This is a genomic window from Chryseobacterium sp. L12 (genome assembly GCF_056133985.1).
Window position 1 is genome coordinate 153,153 of the sequence record NZ_JBVYOF010000002.1, and the last position, 20,914, is coordinate 174,066.

Here is a 20,914-nt window from a genome sequence, read left to right on the forward strand (position 1 = left end):
AAATATTGATGATTGTATATTGAAAAACAAACTACATTATAATTTAAAGACTACATTTGTGGACATTTTTATGGCTTATCACTTTAAAATTTTCACCTCTGTTTCAGAACTTCCGGATGACTGGGATTTTACTATAGGACAATACAATGTTATGCTGTCAAAATCCTACTTTTATACTTTAGAAGAGTCTAAACCAAAGAACATGAAATGTGTTTTCGCAGGTTTTTTTGATCGTAATGAATTGATTGGAGGGGCTTTGATTCAGTATCTGAGTTTTTCAGAACATAAAACATTTCAGAAAAACGAAATTTTATGCAGCATCAGAAATTTTATTACAAAACAGTTCAGCCGCGATTTATTGATTCTTGGAAATAATATGCTCACCGGGCAAAACGGATTTTATTTTAATCTTTCAAAAATCACCTCAGAAAATGCAATACTGTTATTGGATGAAGCCTCACTGGAGTCTCAACACCTGTTTGGTAAACCATCCCTTGTTTCGTTCAAAGATTATCAGAAAAGTTTTCTAAAACATTTTGAAACCAAAAACTTTGAGAAGTATTACAGATTTTCTGTTCAGCCCAACATGATTTTAAACATCAGGAAAGAATGGAAGAGCATGGAAGACTATTCTCTTGATTTTTCTAAAAAGTATAGAGCAAGATTTAAATCTGCCAAAAAAAAGCTGGATGGCATTCATAGAAGTGAATTGGACATTGAAGAGATTAAAAAATATCAGCATGATATGAATGCTCTTTATCAGAATGTAGCTGAAAATGCACCATTCAACACTTTTTTTCTTCGTGAAAATCATTTTAAATCCATGAAGTTTCATCTGGGTAACAAATTCAGGGTATTCGGGTACTTTTTAGAAGAAAAACTGATTGGTTTTTATACTTTAATCATCAATAATAAAGATGTTGATACTTATTTTCTTGGGTACGATAAAGAAATTCAGAAGGAGAAACAAATTTATCTGAATATGCTTTTTGATATGGTAGAATTTGGGATCGAAAATCGTTTTGAAAGAATAATTTTTGGCAGAACGGCTTTAGAAATAAAGTCTACGATTGGTGCAGAACCTGTTGAAATTTTTGGATTAATCCGGCATAAAAACAAATGGGTTAATTTCCTGATGGAAAAGATTTTTACTTCAGTTAATCCAAAAACCGAATGGATTCAGCGTAAACCGTTTAAATAAAATATTTCTAAATTTGGTTAAAAAGGTTTAAGCTTTAAAATTTCTTATCAATGATAATGAATATTAATTCAGAAATATCATAAAACTTCTAAATTATTCTTTGATAAATTTTGCATAGTAAATATTGTTCTTGGTTTTTACTTTCAGATAATAGGTGCCTTTTGCAAAGTCTTCCACCTGAACAGATTTTTGAACAGATTTTGTAATAAATCTCCCAAGATTATCATAGATTTCGACAGCCGTTACTTCTTCTTCAGTCGCGATATTCAGGATGGTTTTTACAGGATTCGGAAAAATTGCAATTTTATTTCTTTTTACAAGTTCAGAAGTATTTAATGTTGAATTATAAAAATTTCCAAAATTTAAAATTCCGTATCCCATCTGATCAGTATGAGCGGGATAGAGTGAAGCAGTCTGACGGAGTTTGGTTCTCATCAAATCTCTGTTCATGGTAGGAAACGCCTGTATGAGACAGGCAACGCCGCCTGCGGCAACAGGAGTTGAGAGAGAAGTTCCTGTAGAGGTTGTTACAGAATTGTTGTTAACTGTTACCGTATTGGTACCTCTTGCACTTGCATCTGGTTTTACAGCTCCGAGAGAATTGGGTCCGTAGGAAGAAAATCCTGAAGAATTTCCTGCTGAATCTACGGCTCCTATAGTGAAAACTTTGGTATTATCTGCCGGTGTTGTAAGGTAATGCCACGAATTCTGCCCGGAATTGCCTGCTGCAAATAAAACAAAAATGCCTTTGTTGACAGCAATTTCGCTTCCTCTTGCGATGAAGGATGTTGATCCGTTCAGATGAGCATAGGTGTAATTGTACTTAGGATCATCAAAGATATTGTAGCCCAGAGAAGTAGTAATGATGTCAACTCCTTTTCGGTCGGCTTCTTCAGCAGCTTCAATCCAATATAATTCTTCTTCCGGAATCTCAACAGCCGCATTTTCGCTTCTGTAAAGATAAAAATCAGCATCAGGAGCAGAACCAACAAACGAATCTGCGATATATCCGCCGATTGTTCCTAAAACAATTGTTCCGTGATAATTTAAAGAAGGATTGTAAATGTCGGTATTTTTGGCTACAAAATCATAGCCGCCTTTAATTTTATTCTGAGTCCATAATCTGGAAAATGCAGAACCGGTATTTACGGTAGGAAATCCGGTATCAATGACGGCAATAGTAACTCCGGTTCCCGTATATCCTGCAAGATGAAGAGGTCTGAGATTGATCTGATCAATCTGTTCGGAACCTGCGCCGTACCCAAAAACAGTTAAGTTTTTTTGTTGAGCTTCAAAATCAGACCATTTATTTGTTGTCTGATTTTTTAAAACAAGAGAAGAATTTTTAGCAAAACTTTCAACAGACTGCACGAAAGGCTGAGCTTTTATGATATTTACCTGAGCCTGATTGGCATTCACTGCAACACCATTCAGCCATTTAGAATAATCGGTAATGGTAAATCCCAGATTTTGTAAATTTTGAATATAAGACTGCTCAATAGGAGCGTCCTGATCGTTAAGCGGAATTCCCAAGGCAGTTCTTCTGTCAATAGATTTTTGTGAAAGCTCGGAAAGCGGATTGGCATAAAATGCAGCTTTGTTTGGTTTTCCTGTAAAATAGACAAATACCAATTCCGATTGTGCATGTGTAATGGAGTAACCCGCTAAAAAACAAAAGAGTAAAAACTTTTTCATCTTATAATTTTGCATAAAGATAAAACAAAATCAATAAAATTTTTGACAGGATTTTAAATTCCTTATTTTTACACAAATATTTGTTGATAAACCCACACACAATTTAAACTTTAAATGTGACGGTACTTTCAAAAAAAATTAAAAAATATGAAGAAAATTCAGATGGTTGACTTACAAAGTCAGTATTACAAAATAAAAAATGATGTAGATAATGCAGTTCTTAATGTGATGGATTCTGCTGCTTTTATCAACGGACCTGAAGTGAAGCTTTTTCAAAACGAAATGGAAACTTATCTGGATGTAAAACACGTAATTCCTTGTGCTAACGGAACAGATGCTTTGCAGATTGCTTTGATGGCACTTGATCTGAAGGAAGGCGATGAAATCATTACGTCAGATTTTACTTTTGCTGCAACTGTAGAAGTAATACACTTATTGAAACTGAAATCGGTTTTAGTAGATGTAGATTACGATACTTTTACCATCTCTACTGAAGCTGTTAAAAAAGCGATTACTCCAAAAACAAAAGCGATTATTCCTGTACATCTTTTCGGGCAGTGTGCCAATATGGAAGAGGTCTTAAAAATAGCTGAAGAAAACAATCTTTTTGTTATTGAAGATAATGCACAGGCAATTGGTTCAGAATTTACTTTTTCAGACGGAACGGTAAAAAAAGCGGGAACCATGTCTACTGTAGGAACAACTTCTTTCTTTCCTTCTAAAAATTTAGGCTGTTATGGAGACGGAGGTGCTATTTTTACCAACAACGATGATTTGGCGCACAGATTAAGAGGAATTGTCAATCATGGGATGTATGAAAGATATTACCATGATGAAGTTGGAGTAAATTCCCGATTAGACAGTGTTCAGGCAGCGATTTTAAGAAAAAAACTTCCCCATTTGGATACTTACAATGATGCAAGAAGAAAAGCGGCAGATTTTTATGATGAAGCATTTGCAGGGAACGAAAATATCCTGACTCCCAAAAGAGCTGAATACTCAACGCATGTATTTCACCAATATACTTTAAGAATTCTGAATGGAAAACGTAATGAACTACAGAAGTTTTTAACTGAAAAAGAAATTCCTGCAATGATTTATTATCCTGTAGCTTTAAGAAAGCAAAAAGCTTATTACCAGGAAAGTAATGATGCTGATTTTGTGAATACAGACAAACTTTTGGATCAGGTAATATCTCTTCCGATGCATACGGAATTGGATGAAGAGCAGTTGAAGTATATTACGGATGCTGTGTTGGAATTTATGGGATAAATGAAGAAGAGAGTTTTTAAGTATAGAATTATCGGGATTTTACTATTTTTAATAGAAGTCTTTATATTCATTTTATTTAGCTTTGGAAGTTATGATAGCTTTGCTAACTTTACTTCACAAGAAATATTTTCACAAGAAAGTTGTCTTTTTCTATTTGCTGTTGCAGTAGCTTTTACTTCTTTTTTAAGTTTAATTTCGCTTCTATTTAGATCTAGATATACAATTTTACTTTTAAACATTCACTATTCAATTATTTTATTACTTTTTCTAATTGGAATGATGCAATTAATTTACAGAAATGATTACTATAAGGAGGATAATTGGAAATTTATTACAATAATTTCAATTATTTTAATTCTCATATTCATGGTGAATTTCTTTAAGATTAAACGTATTGATTTCTTGGAATTAGATGAAATAGGAAAACCAAATTAGCATTACATATAAAACAATGGCAATACTCGTCACAGGCGGACTCGGATATATCGGTTCTCACACGGTTGTAGAACTCATCAACAATAATTTTGAAGTGGTAATCGTAGATGATTTATCCAATTCGGAAAAATTTATTTTACACAATATAGAAGAAATTACAGGTAAAAGACCTGTTTTTTACCCTTTCGATTTAAAAAGAAAAGAACTTCTTACTCAGGTTTTTGAAGCACATCAGATTGAGGGATGCATCAATTTTGCTGCTTTTAAAGCGGTAGGAGAGAGTCAGGAAAAACCAATAGACTATTATGAAAATAATTTGTTTTCGTTAATTAACATTCTTCAGGAATTTAAATCAAGAAATATTTCTAATTTTATCTTCAGTTCATCATGCACAGTTTACGGACAGGCAGATGAAATGCCGATTGATGAAAACACGCCGCTCAAAATGCCAGAAAGTGTGTATGGGAAAACAAAGCAGATGGGCGAAGAGATTCTGAAAGATTTTGCAGTTGCTTATCAGAAAAAGGTATGTCTTTTAAGATATTTTAATCCGATTGGTGCTCATCCTTCAGCATTGTTGGGAGAATTACCGATTGGAATTCCCAATAATCTGATTCCTTATGTGATGCAGACAGCAGCCGGAATTCGTGAAAAACTGAGTGTTTGGGGAAATGATTATCCTACTGAAGACGGAACGGCTATCAGAGATTATATTTATGTAGTAGATCTCGCAAAAGCGCATGTCGCAGCTCTAAAAAATCTGATGAATAAAAATTCAGATGAGACAGTTGTTGATGTTTTCAATTTGGGAACAGGAAAAGGTTCATCGGTTTTAGAAGTTGTACATGCTTTTGAAAAAGCAAACGAAGTTTCAGTCCCTTATAAGATCTGCGATAGAAGAGAAGGTGATATTACCATTGCTTATGCCAATGCAGATAAGGCAGAAAAAGAGTTAAAATGGAAATCAGAAACATCTTTGGAACAGGCTTTGAAGACAGTATGGGAGTGGCAGAAATATCTGCAGTCAAGAAACAATTAACATTAAATATTGCGGAATTTATGATTTTAAAAAATTCAGCAATTATAAACTTAAAAAAATAGCTACTTATGAAAACACAAAGAATAGGAATTACCTTTTCCTCATTTGATTTGTTGCATGCAGGTCATATCAAGATGCTGGAAGAAGCAAAAACTGTTTGCGATTACCTTATTGTAGGTCTTCAGATAGATCCTTCACATGATCGCCCTAATAAAAATAAACCTACTCAGACGATTGTAGAAAGATACATTCAGCTAAAAGCAGTGAATGCAGTAGATGAGATCATTCCGTATTACACAGAAGAGGATTTGGAAGATATTTTGAAATCTTTCGTTATTGATGTGAGAATTATTGGTGATGATTATCTGGACAGAGATTTTACAGGAAAAAAATATTGTGAAGAAAAAGGAATTGAAATTTTTTATAATAAAAGAGATCACCGTTTTTCTTCCAGCGATTTAAGGCGGAGAATCTATGAAGCCGAAATGGCAAAAGAGCTCTTAAAATAAAAAAATTCCGAAATATTAATATTTCGGAATTTTTATAATTTTTATTTCTTGATGATAAATTCAGATGTGTGATTTTCAATGCTCAGGATATATTGTCCTTTCGCAAAATTGCTCAGATCTATTTTCTGCAGCTGTCCGGAAGTAAGTGTTTCAAACAATATTTTACCTGAAACATCATAAATCTTCAGAGCAAGATTTTTTTCTGAAGAATCTATCATAATATAATCTGATGTAGGATTCGGAAACACCTTAAACAATTTCTTTATGGAAGCTTCTTTGGTGTTGAGAAAAGAATTATTGTAAAATACTTTATTTCCGTCAGCAGGATTAGTAATGATCAATGTTTTTGCAGTTCCGTTATTCAGAATTTCATAATTAAAAACAGCTCCGTTTGCCACTAAATAAAAATCACAATTCTTTTGATCATAAGGTCTTGCGTTTTGCCAATTGGTTCCCCAATAATCGACTAGAGTACAAGCTCCGCTGGTTTTAGTAAAAGAATTTTGAGTTGCTGAAAAAACTATTTGTACACCTGCAGTATTAAAATATCTCGAGCTGAAGGTATATAAAGATCCGTTCTGCACAAATGATGATGTCGTAAGACTTTGATCCATCATGGGTGAGTTGGTAGTCTGTCCGTTCATCTGAATTTGGGAAATATACCAGCTATTGTTGAAAAGCTCAGGATTTTGTGCAGAAATCAGTCCGCCAATCAGAGTCAGACAGAGTAAAGTTTTTTTCATGGAATTATTTTTTTAAAGTTACAAATTTTTTTGAAAAAATTAGTGTGAAACAGCTTTCAATCCAATTACAGAACCAATTAAGGTACTGATGAAGAATATTCTCCAAAAACTTACTGGATCTTTGAAAAAGAAGATCCCAATCAAGACGGTTCCTACAGCCCCAATTCCGGTCCAGACTGCATAAGCGGTTCCGATAGGCAAAGTTTGGGTAGCTTTGATTAATAATAGCATACTGATCGTTAAGCAGACCAAAAACCCGGCGAACCATGCATACATTTCGTTTCCGGTGGTTTCTTTTACTTTTCCGAGGCACGATGCGAAAGCTACTTCGAACAGTCCCGCAATGATTAAAATAATCCAGTTCATAATTTATCTCTTATTTTAATGTCAAAAATAAACCTTTTAAATATAATGATGAAGGCAGGCAAATTTTGTTTTAGTAACTTTGTAAAACTTTAAACGTAGAACATTAAACTTTAAACAAAATAAATGCACAAAGCAGGATTTGTAAACATCGTTGGAAAACCAAATGCAGGAAAATCTACTCTTCTTAATCAATTGATGGGAGAGAAGCTGGCAATTGTAACACAGAAAGCCCAAACAACACGACATAGAATTTTTGGAATTTATAATGAGGAAGACTTACAGATTGTATTCTCTGATACACCGGGAGTTTTAGATCCCAAATACGGTCTTCAGGAAAAAATGATGGATTTTGTCAAAGATTCTTTGCAGGACGCTGATGTTTTTCTTTTTATTGTAGATGTTACAGATAAAGCCGATCCTTCAGAGTTTCTTATAGATAAACTGAATAAAATTCCTGTTCCGGTATTGCTTTTATTGAACAAAGTAGATCAAACCAATCAGGAAGGTTTGGAAAAACTGGTAACGGAGTGGCACGAAAGAATTCCGAAAGCTGAAATTCTTCCAATTTCGGCACTAAATGCTTTTAATACAGATATCATTCTTCCAAAGTTAAAATCTATGCTTCCGGAAAGTCCTGCGTACTACGATAAAGATATGTACACAGACAAACCGGAAAGATTTTTTGTAAACGAAGCCATCAGAGAAAAAATTCTTTTAAACTATGATAAAGAAATTCCTTATTCGGTAGAAGTAGTGACCGAAATGTTCAAAGAAAAAGAAGGAATTATTTTTATTGATTCTATTATTTATGTAGAGAGAGATACCCAAAAAGGAATTTTAATTGGGCATAAAGGCGAGGCGATCAAAAAAGTAGGAACCGAAGCTAGAATTGATTTAGAAAAATTCTTCGACAAAAAAATTCATCTGAATCTTTTCGTAAAAGTAAAGAAAGACTGGAGGAAAAACGATCGTGATCTTAAAAATTTTGGCTACAGATAAACTAAAAAACCAATATCCATCGCTGTATTAAAAGATTTTATTATCTTTAATTTTAAAATTTATTCAATGATCTATTTTAACTCGAAAACCACTCCTGTAATTTTTGATATTGTTATTTTTATAGTAAGATTATTGGTTGGATTTGCGATGATTTCTCACGGATTTCCCAAACTTCAAATGCTGATTGAGGGCGGAGATATCCAGTTTTTTGATTTTATAGGACTAGGTCCGAAAATAACTTTAGGATTAACGGTCTTTGCTGAATTTGTTTGTTCAATTTTTATCATATTAGGACTTTTCACCAGAGTTGCGGCAGGTTTTCTGGTTTTTACTATGATGATAGCAGCGTTTGTTGTACACGGCTCAGATCCTTTCGATAAAAGAGAGATGAGTCTTTTGTATCTTTCAATTTATCTGATTATCATTTCATTGGGAGCCGGAAAAATTTCAGTAGATCACATGATCGAAAAAAGGAGAGGAAATTCAGAATGGTAAACTTATTTGATATAAATAAAAATCCCGGAACATTTTTAAATGCTTCGGGATTTTTTATTGTGAAAATAAATTTTAAGCTAATTTCTGAGAATCTGCTACAAACTGAGCCAGTCCGCTGTCTGTCAAAGGATGCTTCAGCAGACTCAAGATCGGAGGAAGCGGTGAAGTGATAACATCTGCACCGATTTTAGCACAATCTATAATGTGCATAGAGTGACGGATGGAAGCTGCTAAAATTTCGGTTTCATACATATAATTATCAAAAATCAATCTGATTTCCTGAATTAAATTTAAACCGTCTGTCGTAATATCATCTAATCTTCCTAAAAATGGAGAAACGTAAGTTGCGCCTGCTTTTGCTGCCAAAAGAGCCTGTCCCGGAGAAAAAATCAGTGTACAGTTGGTTTTGATTCCTTTATCTGAAAAATATTTTAAAGCCTTAATTCCGTCTTTAATCATCGGGATTTTCACCACAATATTCGGGTGGATTGCCGCAAGTTCATCACCTTCTTTGATCATTTCTTCATACGTAGTAGAAAGTACTTCTGCAGAAATATCTCCGTCTACAATTTCGCAGATCGCTTTATAATGATTTTTGATTGCTTCCGCTCCCTGAATTCCTTCTTTAGCCATCAATGAAGGATTAGTAGTTACGCCATCAAGAATTCCAAGATCTTTTGCTTCCTTAATCTGCTCCAAATTGGCAGTGTCAATAAAAAATTTCATTCGTTTATAGATTTATTCGCACAAAGATAATCATTCCTTTGTAATTCATGGTTTCACTAATAAAATGATTAGTTTTAATTATCTTTGTTTTTGTCAGAAAAATTAATTAAACATTAATCATATCATGAACATCATATTGGCTTCGACCTCTACACTTTTCGGCGGAAATTATCTGGAATATTTAAAAGAGGACTTAGTAAAGCTCTACGATGGAGTAGATGAAATTATTTTTATTCCTTTTGCCAGACCGGGAGGAATTTCTCATGAAGAATATACCCAGAAAGCACAATCTTTTTTTGAAACATTAAATATTAAAGTAAAAGGTCTTCATCAATTTGAAGATAAAATTGAGGCAGTGAATGCTGCAAAAGCATATTTTACAGGCGGCGGAAATACTTTTTTGCTGGTTAAAACTTTACATGAAGAAAATTTGATGTCTGTTTTAAAGCAAAACATAGAAAGCGGAAAGCCTTACTTAGGATGCAGCGCCGGAAGCAATATTGGCGGACAAAATATGAAAACAACCAATGATATGCCGATCGTTTATCCACCGAGTTTTGATTGTATGGGGTTGGTTCCTTTTAATATAAATCCTCATTATCTTGATCCGAACCATGGCTTGAAACACAATGGAGAAACCAGAGAAACCAGAATTAAAGAATTTTTAACGCAAAACGATGTTAAAGTTGTAGGGCTTCGTGAAGGGAATTGGATCAGAAGAACAGGAGATAAAATAACCGTTGAAGGCAGCGAACTGACAAGAATTTTTGAGAAAGGAAAAGAGCCTTATGAAATAGAGGCAGGAAGCAGATTGTAGTTTGATTTCTCTATTTGATGTTTAGCAAAGTGTTATTATGATAAATTTTTAAATTATTTTTCATGAAAAACGTACTCACTATATCTATTCTTTCCACGCAAACTATTTTTGCTCAAAATATTGCGCAGAAATTAGATAATGCTACAAAAAATCTGATGAACTCAACTTCAGCCATTTCATCAAACTTATCGTTGTATGTAGCTGATGAAAGTGGAAATCTCATCTATGAATTCAACGGCAATAAAGGACTTTCAACCGCCTCTACTCAAAAGATTTTTACCGCTGCAGCTGCTTTGGAAACTTTGGGCAATAATTATACATACACAACAACTTCTTCATATTCAGGAAAAATTTCAGATGGAAATCTGAATGGCAATCTGTATATTTCTTCCAATGGCGATCCTACTTTAGGAAGCTGGAGATATGACGGCTATAAACCGGAAAACTTTAAGCAAAAATTTCTGGAAGCTGTGAAAAGGTCTGGAATTAAAAATATTTCGGGGGATTTGATTGTTGATGATTCTTATTTCGATCATCAGACTATTCCGGGAGGCTGGCCTTGGGATGATTTAGGAAATTATTACGGAGCCGGAGTCTGGGGGGTAAACTGGCGCGAAAATCAGTTTGATATTAACATCAGCGGAACCGATTTCAAAAGTTTTTCATATCCTTTGGAAGGAGTGAGATGGCTGAATGATTTAACAGCTGCCGGAAGTTCTGATCAAAGTCTGATTTTTACTGCTCCTCATTCTGATGTTGCTTTAATCAACGGAAGTTTGCCCGCCGGAAGAGTGACCACCGTTTCAGGATCTGTACCCAATCCGCCTTTGCAGCTGGGCGCTGAAGCAGTAAAATGGCTGCGGGAATCGGGAATTGAAGTTTCAGGAAAATTAATGACAAGTTCCCAGCTGGAAATCGAAGGTAAAAAGATGCAAGAAGCACCTGTAAATAATGTTATCTTAAACTACAAGTCACCAACTTTAGACAAAATTGTCTACTGGTTTTTAAGAAAAAGTGTGAATCTTTATGGTGAAACTTTAGTTAAAACTTTAGGTAAAGAAAAAAAGGCAAATCCAAGTTTCAGAAGCGGGATTTCTTTTTTAAAAGAATTCTGGACATCAAAGGGAATCAATTCCAACATGATTAATTTTGCAGACGGAAGCGGACTTTCTCCACAAAATTATGTTTCGGCAAAAGCTGAAGTTCAGGCTTTGATATATGCTAAAAAACAACCTTGGTTTGAAGCATATTATGAAGGCTTTCCAACGCAGGACAATGGGATGAAAATGAAAAGTGGAACAATGAGAGATACCAAATCTTACGCAGGATATCATACTTCAAAAGACGGAAAGAAATATGTATATTCTATCATTATCAACAATTTTCCGGGAAGCGGAAGTGCGGAGCTGCAGAAAATTTTAAATGTATTAAAATAAAAATATTGAAAAAAAGAACCATTTTAGGCAGGTTAAATAATTGGTTTATTTTTACGATGATGACTATTGTGGTGATCGCAATCGTTATATCTTCCACTTTGGTTATCAATTATCTAAAAAGAGAAGAGATCAAAAGGGTTGATATTTTGGTCAATGCCATCAAATTTCAGCAGGATGCAGTCACGCCCAGTCTGGAGGTTCAGGAGTTGCTGCTGAATATTTACAGTTCAAATACCACCATTCCGGTTATTATTTTAGATAAAAATGATCAGGTAATTGAGTTTAAAAATTTACCCAAAGAAGTAGGATCTGAAACCAAAGATGTGATTGCTCTTGCCAAAAACATGGCAAAAAAATATCCGGTGATTGAAATAAAAGTAGCGGGAGGAAATGATCAGTTTGTTTATTATGACAATTCAAAAGCACTTAATTACCTTCAATACTCGCCTTATTTACTGGGCTTATTTGTGTTGAGTTATTTTCTTTTTTCATTCTGGTTTTTAAGAACAGTTAAAAAAACTGATGAAGGCTATTTGTGGGCGGGACTGGCAAAAGAAACTGCACACCAGATCGGAACTCCGTTATCATCAATGATCGGCTGGATGGAAATTATGAAGCTGGAAAACCCGGATTCAGACGGAATTATAGAAATAGAAAAAGATATTGAAAGACTGAGAACCATTTCAGAAAGATTTTCAAAAATCGGTTCGGTTCCTGAACTTAATGACATGAACTTCAATGAAACCATTCAGGAAAACTTTGATTATCTAAGAACGAGAATTTCAAAAAAAATCAACTTCACCCTGCAGATTCCCACTTATAATATTTTAGTTCCTCATAATAAAATTCTGATGAGCTGGGTGATCGAGAATCTGGTAAAAAATTCTGTAGACGCAATGAAAGGAGAAGGTATTTTGAAGATGTCGGTTTTTGAGCGTAATAAAAATATTCTGGTAGAAGTAAAAGACAATGGCAGCGGAATGACAAAATATCAGGCAAATAATGCTTTCAAACCAGGTTATTCTACTAAAAAACGAGGTTGGGGATTGGGATTGAGTTTAGCTAAAAGAGTAGTGCAGGAATATCACAACGGCGATATCAGGATTTCCCAGACTGAAGTAGGAAAAGGCAGCACTTTCAGAATTCTGATTAAGAAGTGAATTAGGATAAAAGCTACATAAAAAAAGTAAAAATTTTCACTATTTTTGAAACATGATTAAAGCTAAAAACATCCATAAATCATATGGAAATCTGGAAGTACTGAAAGGAGTTGATATTCACATAAAAACTGGTGAAGTGGTGTCTATTGTAGGGGAATCTGGTGCGGGAAAATCTACGCTTCTTCAGATTTTAGGAACATTAGACAGCCCGTCTAATCCTAAAAATTACGATACTGAAATCACACTGAACGGAGAATCATTTATCAACATGAATGATAAGCAGATCTCAAAATTCAGAAATCAGAATATTGGTTTTGTTTTTCAGTTCCATCAGTTACTGCCGGAATTTACTGCTTTAGAAAATGTATTGCTGCCGACCAAAATTGCGGGAAGCATCGAAAAAGAAGCCTTAGAAAAGGCACATCAGCTTTTTGAAGATCTTAAAATTGCTCAGAGACTGCATCATAAACCAAATCAGCTTTCAGGAGGAGAAGCACAGAGAGTAGCAGTAGCAAGAGCGTTGATTAATTCACCTAAAATTATCTATGCAGATGAGCCAACCGGAAATCTGGATTCAAAAAATGCAGATGATCTTCACCGCTTATTCTTTGATCTGAGAGATAAGTACAACCAGACTTTTGTCATCGTAACTCACAATCCCCAATTGGCGGAAATTACTGATCGTAAATTGATAATGAAAGACGGAATGATTATAGAATAATTTTTTGTATGAAATTTTTAGTGTGCATTTTTATCTTTTTTACATCCTTCAATGCCATAAAAGCTCAGGATACGAAGGACGTTTTATCAAAAGAAAAAATAATTGAACTGAAAAACTATCTGAAAGATAAAAATTATAATCAGGATCTGGCAATTTTCATCAATTTTAAAATTCATTCAGGTAAATACAGATATATTGTTTATGATCTTAAAAATGATAAAGTTTTGCAGAAAGCAATCGTTTCTCATGGATCGGGTTCTGTGATTCCCAATTCAGATAAACTGCGTTTTTCAAATACAGAAAACTCTTACCAGTCATCTTTGGGAAAATATGAAATTCAGGAAAGTTACGAAGGGAAATTTGGTAAATCATATCGGATGAAAGGACTGGATTCCAGCAACAATAATGCGAAACAGCGAGCCATTGTTTTGCATTCTTACGATTGCATTCCCGATAAAGAATCTTATCAACTGTCTTGTTTAAGCTTAGGGTGTCCGATGCTTTCAAAAAAAGCCTTTAAAGAAACCGCTAAATTTCTGGATTCATCAAAAAAACCTGTGATTTTATATGCATTTTACTAAATTTGTGTTGATAAAAACACAAAAAGATGTCTATAAAATTTTTAGCTGAAGATGACCGACCAAGGGAAAAGTTCCTGCTGAAAGGCAAAAATGCACTTTCTGATTCCGAACTTTTAGCGATTATTATGGGGAGCGGAAGCCGTGATGAGACAGCTGTTGAACTGGCAAGAAAAATTTTAGGTTCGGTAAACAACAATTGGCATCAGCTTAGTCTGCTTACGATTAAAGATTTAATGAAATTTAAAGGCGTAGGAGAAGTGAAAGCAATTACAATTGCGTCATCTTTGGAGATAGGAAGAAGAAGAGCCAGTCAGGAAATTCCCGAAAAACCTCAGATTTCCGGAAGCTTAGATGCCTATAATGTTTTAAAACTCCATTTGTCAGATTTAAGGACGGAAGAATTTTGGGCTGTCTTTCTGAATCAGAGCAATAAAGTGATACATATTGCACAGCTCACACAAGGCGGAATCAGTCAGTCGATTGTAGGTGTCAGAGTTTTATTTAAAACAGCTTTAGAACACTTTTCAACCGGAATTATTGTGGCGCACAATCATCCTTCGGGAAACAAAAAACCGAGTACTGAAGATATTAATATTACTAAAAAAATAAAAGATGCCGGAAACCTGATGAATATTCAGCTTCTGGATCATTTGATTATTACTCAAAACGCTTATCTTAGCTTTGCCGATGAAGGTTTATTATGATTAGAAGATTAAAGTATCACGAAATAGATTTTAACAAATATTCAAGTTGTCTTGAAAATTCATTTCAGCGGAAATATTCCGCTACAAGATTATTTTTAGATATTACTTCTGATAAAAAATGGGAGCTTTTGGTTTACAAAGATTACGAAGCTGTAATGCCGGTTCCTTATGTTTTTAAACTGGGAAAGAAAATTGTTCATAACCCGATGCTTTGTCAGCAGCTTGGTATTTTTTCCAAAACAGATGATGTTGAAATTAATGAAGCTTTTCTGCATTTTCTGGAACAGAACTATCTTATCAGAATTTATACTTTTAATGAACACAACCAGTTTAAAACCTCTTTAAAAACCAAAAAAAATTTTCTAATTGCTCCTGATGATTATGAGAGAGTATATTCCAGATATTCACCCAAAAGAAAAAGAAAGCTGAGACTTGATGAGGATGTGGTCAATCATTCTGAAATCAAAAAAATAAGTTTTGCTGAAGCTGAAGGTTTTATAAGACAAAACTTTTTGGGAGCAAGCAAAGAAGAGGATATTGATTCTTTTTTGAACATTTTTAAAAAGATGGCTGATGAAAATTGTATTGAAATTACGGCATTTTTTCTTCATGGAAAAATAATTAATACCATTATTACCTACATTGATGATTGTACAGCTGCGCTTTTAGGAACTTTCAATGATAAAGAATATGTGAAAATTTCAGGAGCTTCGGTATTGATAGATCATGCCATAAAAGAGAATATTGGCAATAGAATTTTCGATTTTGAAGGAGGCGAAATTCCTAATGTGGAAGAGTTTTTTCGGGGCTTTCGTCCAGAATTGCATCCCTATCGTTTAATAGAATATTCCAAAAAAGAGCTTATCAGAAAAATGATCAGGTTGAAGTTTATCATAAAATCGTAATTTAATGTACTCTTAAACTTCTTTGTGAATATTATTTCCTACATTTATATCTGTTTTTGAATCATAGAAAATGCTTAATAAAATTCGTCAGTATAAGCTTCCTTACATCATCTATAATTTTTTCAACAAAAAAAAATTGGAACATAATATTCCGCTTTATAAAAAATACGGAATTGATAAAAGCTATTTTTCCAGCATTTCGAGCAAAGATTTTGCACACCTTCCACATCACGAAAGGAAGTTTGACGCTCAAAAACTTTATAATACAGAATTTTACAAAAATTTATCCGAAGAAAATAAGCTGAGCGCACAGGGTTTTGATGAAAACGGATTTTTGGTACTCAGGAATTATCTTTCACCGGAAACTGCGGATCAGATCAACAGCGAGATAGACCGGCTTCTGAAAGACGGAATCATTAAGTTCCGATATGCCGGAAAGCTGATGTTTGTCATTCATCATTCTGAAATCTTAAAAAATATCGGAAATGATAAACAACTACTCGAATTTTTATCTGTTTTAATGGACGGTGATGCTAAACTATTTCAAAGTATCAATTTTATCAACGGAAGCCAGCAGAAGACTCATTCAGACAGTATTCACATGACAACTTATCCTTTAGGCGGATTGTTGGGAGTTTGGATCGCTTTGGAAGATGTGGATGATAGCAATGGTGCATTACATTACATTCCTAAAAGTCATAAACTTCCCTATTTTTTGAATTCTGATTATGATAATGAAGGAACATCGCTTAAAATCGGTAAAAAAAGCTACAAAGCCTACGAAGAATTTCTTGAAGAAAAAGTAAAAGAGCTGGGACTGGAAAAAGAGGTTTTCAGAGCAAAAAAAGGAGATCTTTTAATATGGCATGCTAATATTTTACATGGCGGAGAACCCCATTTAGATAAAAACAGAACAAGAAAAAGCCTTGTCTACCACTATTTTGATGCAAAAAGTGTGTGTTATCATGAGGTTACCCAAAGACCTGCATTATTTGAGCTGTAAATTCATAAAATATTATTAATTTTGCATCCTTAAATTATGTCAGACTTCTCAGAGTATTTTCCGTATGCTGCGGCATTAGTTATTGCAATTCCTTTTTTGGTTTTGCTCAGACAGTTTGTTTATACCTACATTAATTTAAAAAATCAGGAATTAAAATTACTTTCCATCAAATCAAATTCTGAAAACAAGGCTCATTCTTACGAGAGAATGACTTTATTTTTAGAAAGAATAAAACCATCCAATCTTATTCAGAAATTCGACAAAGATCTGGCGGTACACGAGTTTATTTTTCTTACTGAAAAAACCATTAGCGAAGAATTTGAATATAATGCGTCACAGCAGTTGTATATCACCAAAAATTCATGGCAGAATATTGTAGATTCTAAAAACGCTATTATTGATCTGCTGCACAAAACGTATGAAAGTCTGAATAACAATCCTGATCTTAATGAATTTAAAACTGTTTTCATTATGAATTATATGAATGAAAACGATTTTATCGGAGCAACGATTGAGGATTTAAGACGAGAAATTTTAATAATTGCCTAATTAAAAAAATAAATATAAATAATGATTCCAAATTTTAAAGCGCATCCATGGCACGGAATTTCTGCAGGGGAAGATTCGCCAAACATTGTTAATGTTTTTGTTGAAATTGTTCCTTCAGATACCATCAAATATGAAATTGATAAAGTAACAGGTTATCTTAAAGTTGACCGTCCGCAAAAGTTTTCAAACATTATTCCTGCATTATACGGGTTTGTACCGAGAACATACTGCCACAATGAAGTAATGAAACTTGCTATTGAAAGCGGTGCAAATGATGTAACAATGGGTGACCACGATCCATTGGATATCTGCGTTTTAAGCTCGCACAATATCCATGCAGGAGGTCTTTTGATGGAAGCAATTCCAATCGGAGGATTTAAAATGATTGACGGAGGTGAAGCAGATGATAAAATTGTAGCGGTAATGATCAACGATCATGCTTTTGGTCATTTCAGAGATATTTCTGAACTTCCGGCTGCTGAAGTTAACCGTCTGATGCACTATTTTCTTACATACAAAAACTTACCGGATGAGCCTGCAAAATGCAGAATTCAGGAAGTTTACGGAGCAGACCACGCCAAAAAAGTGATCGAAGCATCCAAAAGAGATTATTCAGAAAAATTCGGAGGTTAAGTTTATTTAAGATTTCGAAATTGTATATATGGCAGATGAGCAATCATCTGCTTTTTTTATGTAGTAAATTAAAAATTTAGCATTATTATTAATAGGTCATAAATTTTTAGAATGTTTTATGGAAATAATTGATTATATTTAAAAATCTATTACCAAAAAAATATTAAACTATGAGCTTATTTATGTTAGTGCCAATTTTTGGCGTTATTGCATTACTTTACACTTTTCTTCAAAGCAACTGGGTGAGCCGGCAAAATGCCGGAAACGAAAAAATGAAGCAGATCAGCGGATATATTGCTGATGGTGCAATGGCTTTTTTAAAAGCTGAGTATAAAATTCTTACTTATTTTGTCATTATTGTTGCTATTCTTTTAGCATTTATGGGAATGAGCAATGCCAATTCTCACTGGAGTATTGGAGTTGCTTTTGTAATCGGAGCGGTATTTTCTGCTTTAGCAGGCTTTATCGGAATGAAGATCGCCACAAAAGCCAATGTACGAACAGCAGAAGCAGCAAAAACTTCTCTATCCAAAGCTTTGAAAGTTTCCTTCACAGGAGGATCTGTAATGGGTATGGGAGTTGCCGGATTGGCAGTTCTGGGATTGGGAGCTTTATATTTGATTATTAAGCAGATTTTTGCACCCAATTCACCTGTAGATTCTCACGAAATGGAAAAGACGATAGAAATCCTTACCGGATTTTCCTTGGGAGCAGAATCTATTGCATTATTTGCCAGAGTTGGTGGCGGAATTTATACAAAAGCTGCCGATGTGGGTGCAGATTTGGTAGGAAAAGTTGAAGCAGGAATTCCGGAGGATGATCCTCGAAATCCTGCGACCATTGCAGATAATGTAGGTGATAATGTAGGTGATGTTGCCGGAATGGGTGCTGATTTGTTTGGTTCTTATGTAGCAACAGTTCTGGCAACAATGGTTTTAGGACGGGAAACGGTTTCTGTGGATGATTTCGGCGGATTTACCCCAATTTTATTACCGATGCTTATTGCAGGAACAGGAATTTTGTTTTCTATTATCGGAACTTTTTTTGTTAAAATAAGTGATAACGAAGGTACGTCTACTTCTAATGTACAGAATGCTCTTAATCTCGGAAATTGGAGCAGTATCATTATTACAGCAATTGCATCTTATTTTTTAGTGACTTATTTGTTACCGGAAAAAATGGTTCTCAGAGGATTTGAATTTACTAAGAATGGAGTATTTGGAGCTATCATTGTGGGTCTGGTTGTAGGAACCTTAATGAGCATCATTACAGAATATTATACAGCGATGGGGAAAAGACCTGTTTCCAGTATCGTAAGACAATCTTCAACAGGTCATGCAACCAATATTATCGGGGGACTTTCAGTGGGTATGGAATCTACCTTTTTACCGATAATCGTTTTAGCAGGCGGAATTTATGGTTCGTATTTATGTGCTGGACTTTACGGAGTTGCTATCGCAGCAGCAGGAATGATGGCTACAACTGCAATGCAGCTTGCCATTGATGCATTCGGACCTATTGCAGACAATGCAGGAGGAATTGCTGAGATGAGCGAACTAGCAAAAGAAGTTCGTGAAAATACAGATATTCTGGATGCGGTAGGAAATACAACTGCAGCTTCTGGAAAAGGTTTTGCCATTGCTTCTGCAGCATTAACAGCTTTGGCGTTGTTTGCAGCATTTGTCGGTATTGCAGGAATTGACGGAATTGATATTTACAAGGCAGATGTTTTGGCGGGACTTTTTGTAGGCGGAATGATTCCTTTTATTTTTTCTTCACTGGCTATTACAGCGGTTGGTCAGGCTGCGATGGCAATGGTAGAAGAAGTAAGAAGACAGTTCAGAGAAATTCCTGGAATTTTAGAAGGAAAAGGAGAACCCGAATACCAGAAATGTGTTGCTATTTCTACTGATGCTTCTATCAAAAAAATGATGCTTCCGGGAGCTATCGCTATTGCATCTCCATTATTGATAGGATTTATTTTCGGACCTGAAGTCTTAGGCGGATTTCTTGCTGGAGCAACGGTATCCGGAGTTTTGATGGGGATTTTTCAGAATAATGCGGGCGGAGCTTGGGATAATGCCAAAAAATCTTTTGAAAAGGGTGTTGACATTAACGGAGAGACTTACTACAAAGGCTCTGATCCTCACAAAGCTTCTGTAACCGGTGATACGGTAGGTGATCCTTTCAAAGATACTTCTGGACCTTCTATGAATATTCTGATTAAATTAATGTCAATTGTTTCACTGGTTATTGCGCCTACTTTGGCAGTTTTACACAAAGATAAAATTGATGCCAACCGAAAAGCAAAAATAGAAAGCCTTACCGGAGTTAAATCAAATTCAATCATAAGTACGGAAAATGATAATTCTCAGGAAATGTCATCTCCTGAAATTATTAAAGGTCAGCTAAATGAATTTGGTGATTTTGTTTATGAAACAGGAAAAATGAGAGACGTAAAACTCGGCAATGGAAATACGATTTCTTTAGGCGAAAACAGTCAGCTTTTCTATTTGAATAATGAATTGGCTAAAAAGGATAAAGAATTGTTAAATCCTGAAAAATGGTTTACAATAGAAAATTTATATTTTGAAAGCGGATCAAGTGACTTAAGAGCAGGTTCGGAAAGTCATCTTAAAAATCTGGCAGAAATAATGAATGCTTATCCTGAATTAAGAATTAAACTGGGAGGCTACACCGATAATTCAGGAAGCGAAGAAACCAATCTGAGGCTTTCTAATTTAAGAGCTCAAACAGCAAAACTCAAATTACTTGAAATGGGAATTGCGGGAGACAGAATAGAAGCAGAAGGTTATGGTTCACAGTTTCCTGTTTGTACGATGGATGAAAGTGATGAATGCCATGCTAAAAACAGACGTATAGATGTACGGATTTTAGCTTACTAAATGAAAAATAAATTGATTA

General features: G+C 34.5%; 21 protein-coding genes. 17 read left to right on the forward strand and 4 right to left on the reverse strand.

Features of this window, described 5'->3' with window-relative positions; genetic code table 11:
• Positions 1–58 precede the first annotated feature (58 nt).
• Entirely contained in the window at positions 59–1,201 is a 1,143-nt protein-coding gene (locus AC0NBN_RS03310) for an 8-amino-7-oxononanoate synthase (protein WP_160811603.1), read from the forward strand.
• Between the two features lie 93 nt (positions 1,202–1,294).
• On the opposite strand, the gene AC0NBN_RS03315 is transcribed toward AC0NBN_RS03310, so the two are convergent.
• The gene (locus AC0NBN_RS03315; protein WP_160811604.1) at positions 1,295–2,896 is read right to left on the reverse strand and encodes a S8/S53 family peptidase; all 1,602 of its coding nucleotides are present in this window, start codon (positions 2,894–2,896) and stop codon (positions 1,295–1,297) included.
• Between the two features lie 147 nt (positions 2,897–3,043).
• Here AC0NBN_RS03315 and AC0NBN_RS03320 point away from each other — a divergent pair, with 147 nt between their 5' ends.
• The 3 genes from AC0NBN_RS03320 to AC0NBN_RS03330 all read left to right on the forward strand — a co-directional run bounded on the left by AC0NBN_RS03320 (position 3,044) and on the right by AC0NBN_RS03330 (position 6,151).
• Positions 3,044–4,168 (forward strand): DegT/DnrJ/EryC1/StrS aminotransferase family protein, encoded by a 1,125-nt coding sequence (locus AC0NBN_RS03320; RefSeq protein WP_160811605.1) that lies wholly within the window; start codon positions 3,044–3,046, stop codon positions 4,166–4,168.
• 451 nt (positions 4,169–4,619) lie between these two features.
• Entirely contained in the window at positions 4,620–5,642 is a 1,023-nt protein-coding gene (gene galE, locus AC0NBN_RS03325) for a UDP-glucose 4-epimerase GalE (protein WP_160811606.1), read from the forward strand.
• Positions 5,643–5,710: 68 nt separating this feature from the next.
• Positions 5,711–6,151 (forward strand): adenylyltransferase/cytidyltransferase family protein, encoded by a 441-nt coding sequence (locus AC0NBN_RS03330; protein WP_160811607.1) that lies wholly within the window; start codon positions 5,711–5,713, stop codon positions 6,149–6,151.
• A 41-nt stretch (positions 6,152–6,192) separates the two neighbouring features.
• On the opposite strand, the gene AC0NBN_RS03335 is transcribed toward AC0NBN_RS03330, so the two are convergent.
• Complete coding sequence (locus AC0NBN_RS03335; protein ID WP_160811608.1) at positions 6,193–6,894, reverse strand: T9SS type A sorting domain-containing protein; 702 nt, start codon at positions 6,892–6,894, stop codon at positions 6,193–6,195.
• A gap of 39 nt (positions 6,895–6,933) precedes the next feature.
• A complete protein-coding gene (locus tag AC0NBN_RS03340; RefSeq protein ID WP_143883699.1) occupies positions 6,934–7,260 on the reverse strand; it encodes a DMT family transporter in 327 nt (108 codons plus the stop codon).
• 123 nt (positions 7,261–7,383) lie between these two features.
• Between AC0NBN_RS03340 and era the strand changes: the two genes are divergently transcribed.
• Complete coding sequence (gene era / locus AC0NBN_RS03345; protein ID WP_143883700.1) at positions 7,384–8,259, forward strand: GTPase Era; 876 nt, start codon at positions 7,384–7,386, stop codon at positions 8,257–8,259.
• A 66-nt stretch (positions 8,260–8,325) separates the two neighbouring features.
• Positions 8,326–8,754: a DoxX family protein gene (locus AC0NBN_RS03350; protein WP_160811609.1), complete on the forward strand. Its 429-nt coding sequence runs from the start codon at positions 8,326–8,328 to the stop codon at positions 8,752–8,754.
• A 72-nt stretch (positions 8,755–8,826) separates the two neighbouring features.
• Here the strand turns inward: AC0NBN_RS03350 and fsa are convergent, their stop codons facing one another.
• The gene (gene fsa, locus AC0NBN_RS03355; protein ID WP_039372485.1) at positions 8,827–9,480 is read right to left on the reverse strand and encodes a fructose-6-phosphate aldolase; all 654 of its coding nucleotides are present in this window, start codon (positions 9,478–9,480) and stop codon (positions 8,827–8,829) included.
• Between the two features lie 124 nt (positions 9,481–9,604).
• Here fsa and pepE point away from each other — a divergent pair, with 124 nt between their 5' ends.
• The 11 genes from pepE to AC0NBN_RS03410 all read left to right on the forward strand — a co-directional run bounded on the left by pepE (position 9,605) and on the right by AC0NBN_RS03410 (position 20,895).
• Positions 9,605–10,297: a dipeptidase PepE gene (gene pepE, locus AC0NBN_RS03360; RefSeq protein WP_160811610.1), complete on the forward strand. Its 693-nt coding sequence runs from the start codon at positions 9,605–9,607 to the stop codon at positions 10,295–10,297.
• Positions 10,298–10,359: 62 nt separating this feature from the next.
• Positions 10,360–11,733, forward strand: coding sequence for a D-alanyl-D-alanine carboxypeptidase/D-alanyl-D-alanine endopeptidase (dacB, locus tag AC0NBN_RS03365; protein WP_160811611.1), 1,374 nt, complete (start codon positions 10,360–10,362; stop codon positions 11,731–11,733).
• 5 nt (positions 11,734–11,738) lie between these two features.
• Positions 11,739–12,893, forward strand: coding sequence for a sensor histidine kinase (locus AC0NBN_RS03370; protein WP_474467007.1), 1,155 nt, complete (start codon positions 11,739–11,741; stop codon positions 12,891–12,893).
• 52 nt (positions 12,894–12,945) lie between these two features.
• Positions 12,946–13,614, forward strand: a complete 669-nt coding sequence (locus AC0NBN_RS03375; RefSeq protein ID WP_160811612.1) for an ABC transporter ATP-binding protein — start codon at positions 12,946–12,948, stop codon at positions 13,612–13,614.
• A gap of 8 nt (positions 13,615–13,622) precedes the next feature.
• The gene (locus AC0NBN_RS03380) at positions 13,623–14,195 is read left to right on the forward strand and encodes a murein L,D-transpeptidase catalytic domain-containing protein (RefSeq protein ID WP_160811613.1); all 573 of its coding nucleotides are present in this window, start codon (positions 13,623–13,625) and stop codon (positions 14,193–14,195) included.
• 26 nt (positions 14,196–14,221) lie between these two features.
• Positions 14,222–14,899, forward strand: coding sequence for a RadC family protein (gene radC, locus AC0NBN_RS03385; RefSeq protein WP_160811614.1), 678 nt, complete (start codon positions 14,222–14,224; stop codon positions 14,897–14,899).
• The gene (locus tag AC0NBN_RS03390; RefSeq protein WP_160811615.1) at positions 14,896–15,804 is read left to right on the forward strand and encodes a hypothetical protein; all 909 of its coding nucleotides are present in this window, start codon (positions 14,896–14,898) and stop codon (positions 15,802–15,804) included. The genes radC and AC0NBN_RS03390 overlap by 4 nt, the downstream gene beginning before the upstream one ends.
• Positions 15,805–15,874: 70 nt before the next feature.
• Positions 15,875–16,807 carry a phytanoyl-CoA dioxygenase family protein gene (locus AC0NBN_RS03395; protein WP_160811616.1) on the forward strand — a complete coding sequence of 311 codons (933 nt, stop codon included), beginning with the start codon at positions 15,875–15,877 and terminating at the stop codon, positions 16,805–16,807.
• A gap of 36 nt (positions 16,808–16,843) precedes the next feature.
• Positions 16,844–17,356 carry a DUF7935 family protein gene (locus tag AC0NBN_RS03400; RefSeq protein WP_160811617.1) on the forward strand — a complete coding sequence of 171 codons (513 nt, stop codon included), beginning with the start codon at positions 16,844–16,846 and terminating at the stop codon, positions 17,354–17,356.
• Positions 17,357–17,377: 21 nt separating this feature from the next.
• Positions 17,378–17,989: an inorganic pyrophosphatase gene (locus AC0NBN_RS03405; protein ID WP_143883709.1), complete on the forward strand. Its 612-nt coding sequence runs from the start codon at positions 17,378–17,380 to the stop codon at positions 17,987–17,989.
• Positions 17,990–18,159: 170 nt separating this feature from the next.
• Positions 18,160–20,895 (forward strand): sodium-translocating pyrophosphatase, encoded by a 2,736-nt coding sequence (locus AC0NBN_RS03410; RefSeq protein ID WP_160811618.1) that lies wholly within the window; start codon positions 18,160–18,162, stop codon positions 20,893–20,895.
• Positions 20,896–20,914: the final 19 nt, after the last annotated feature.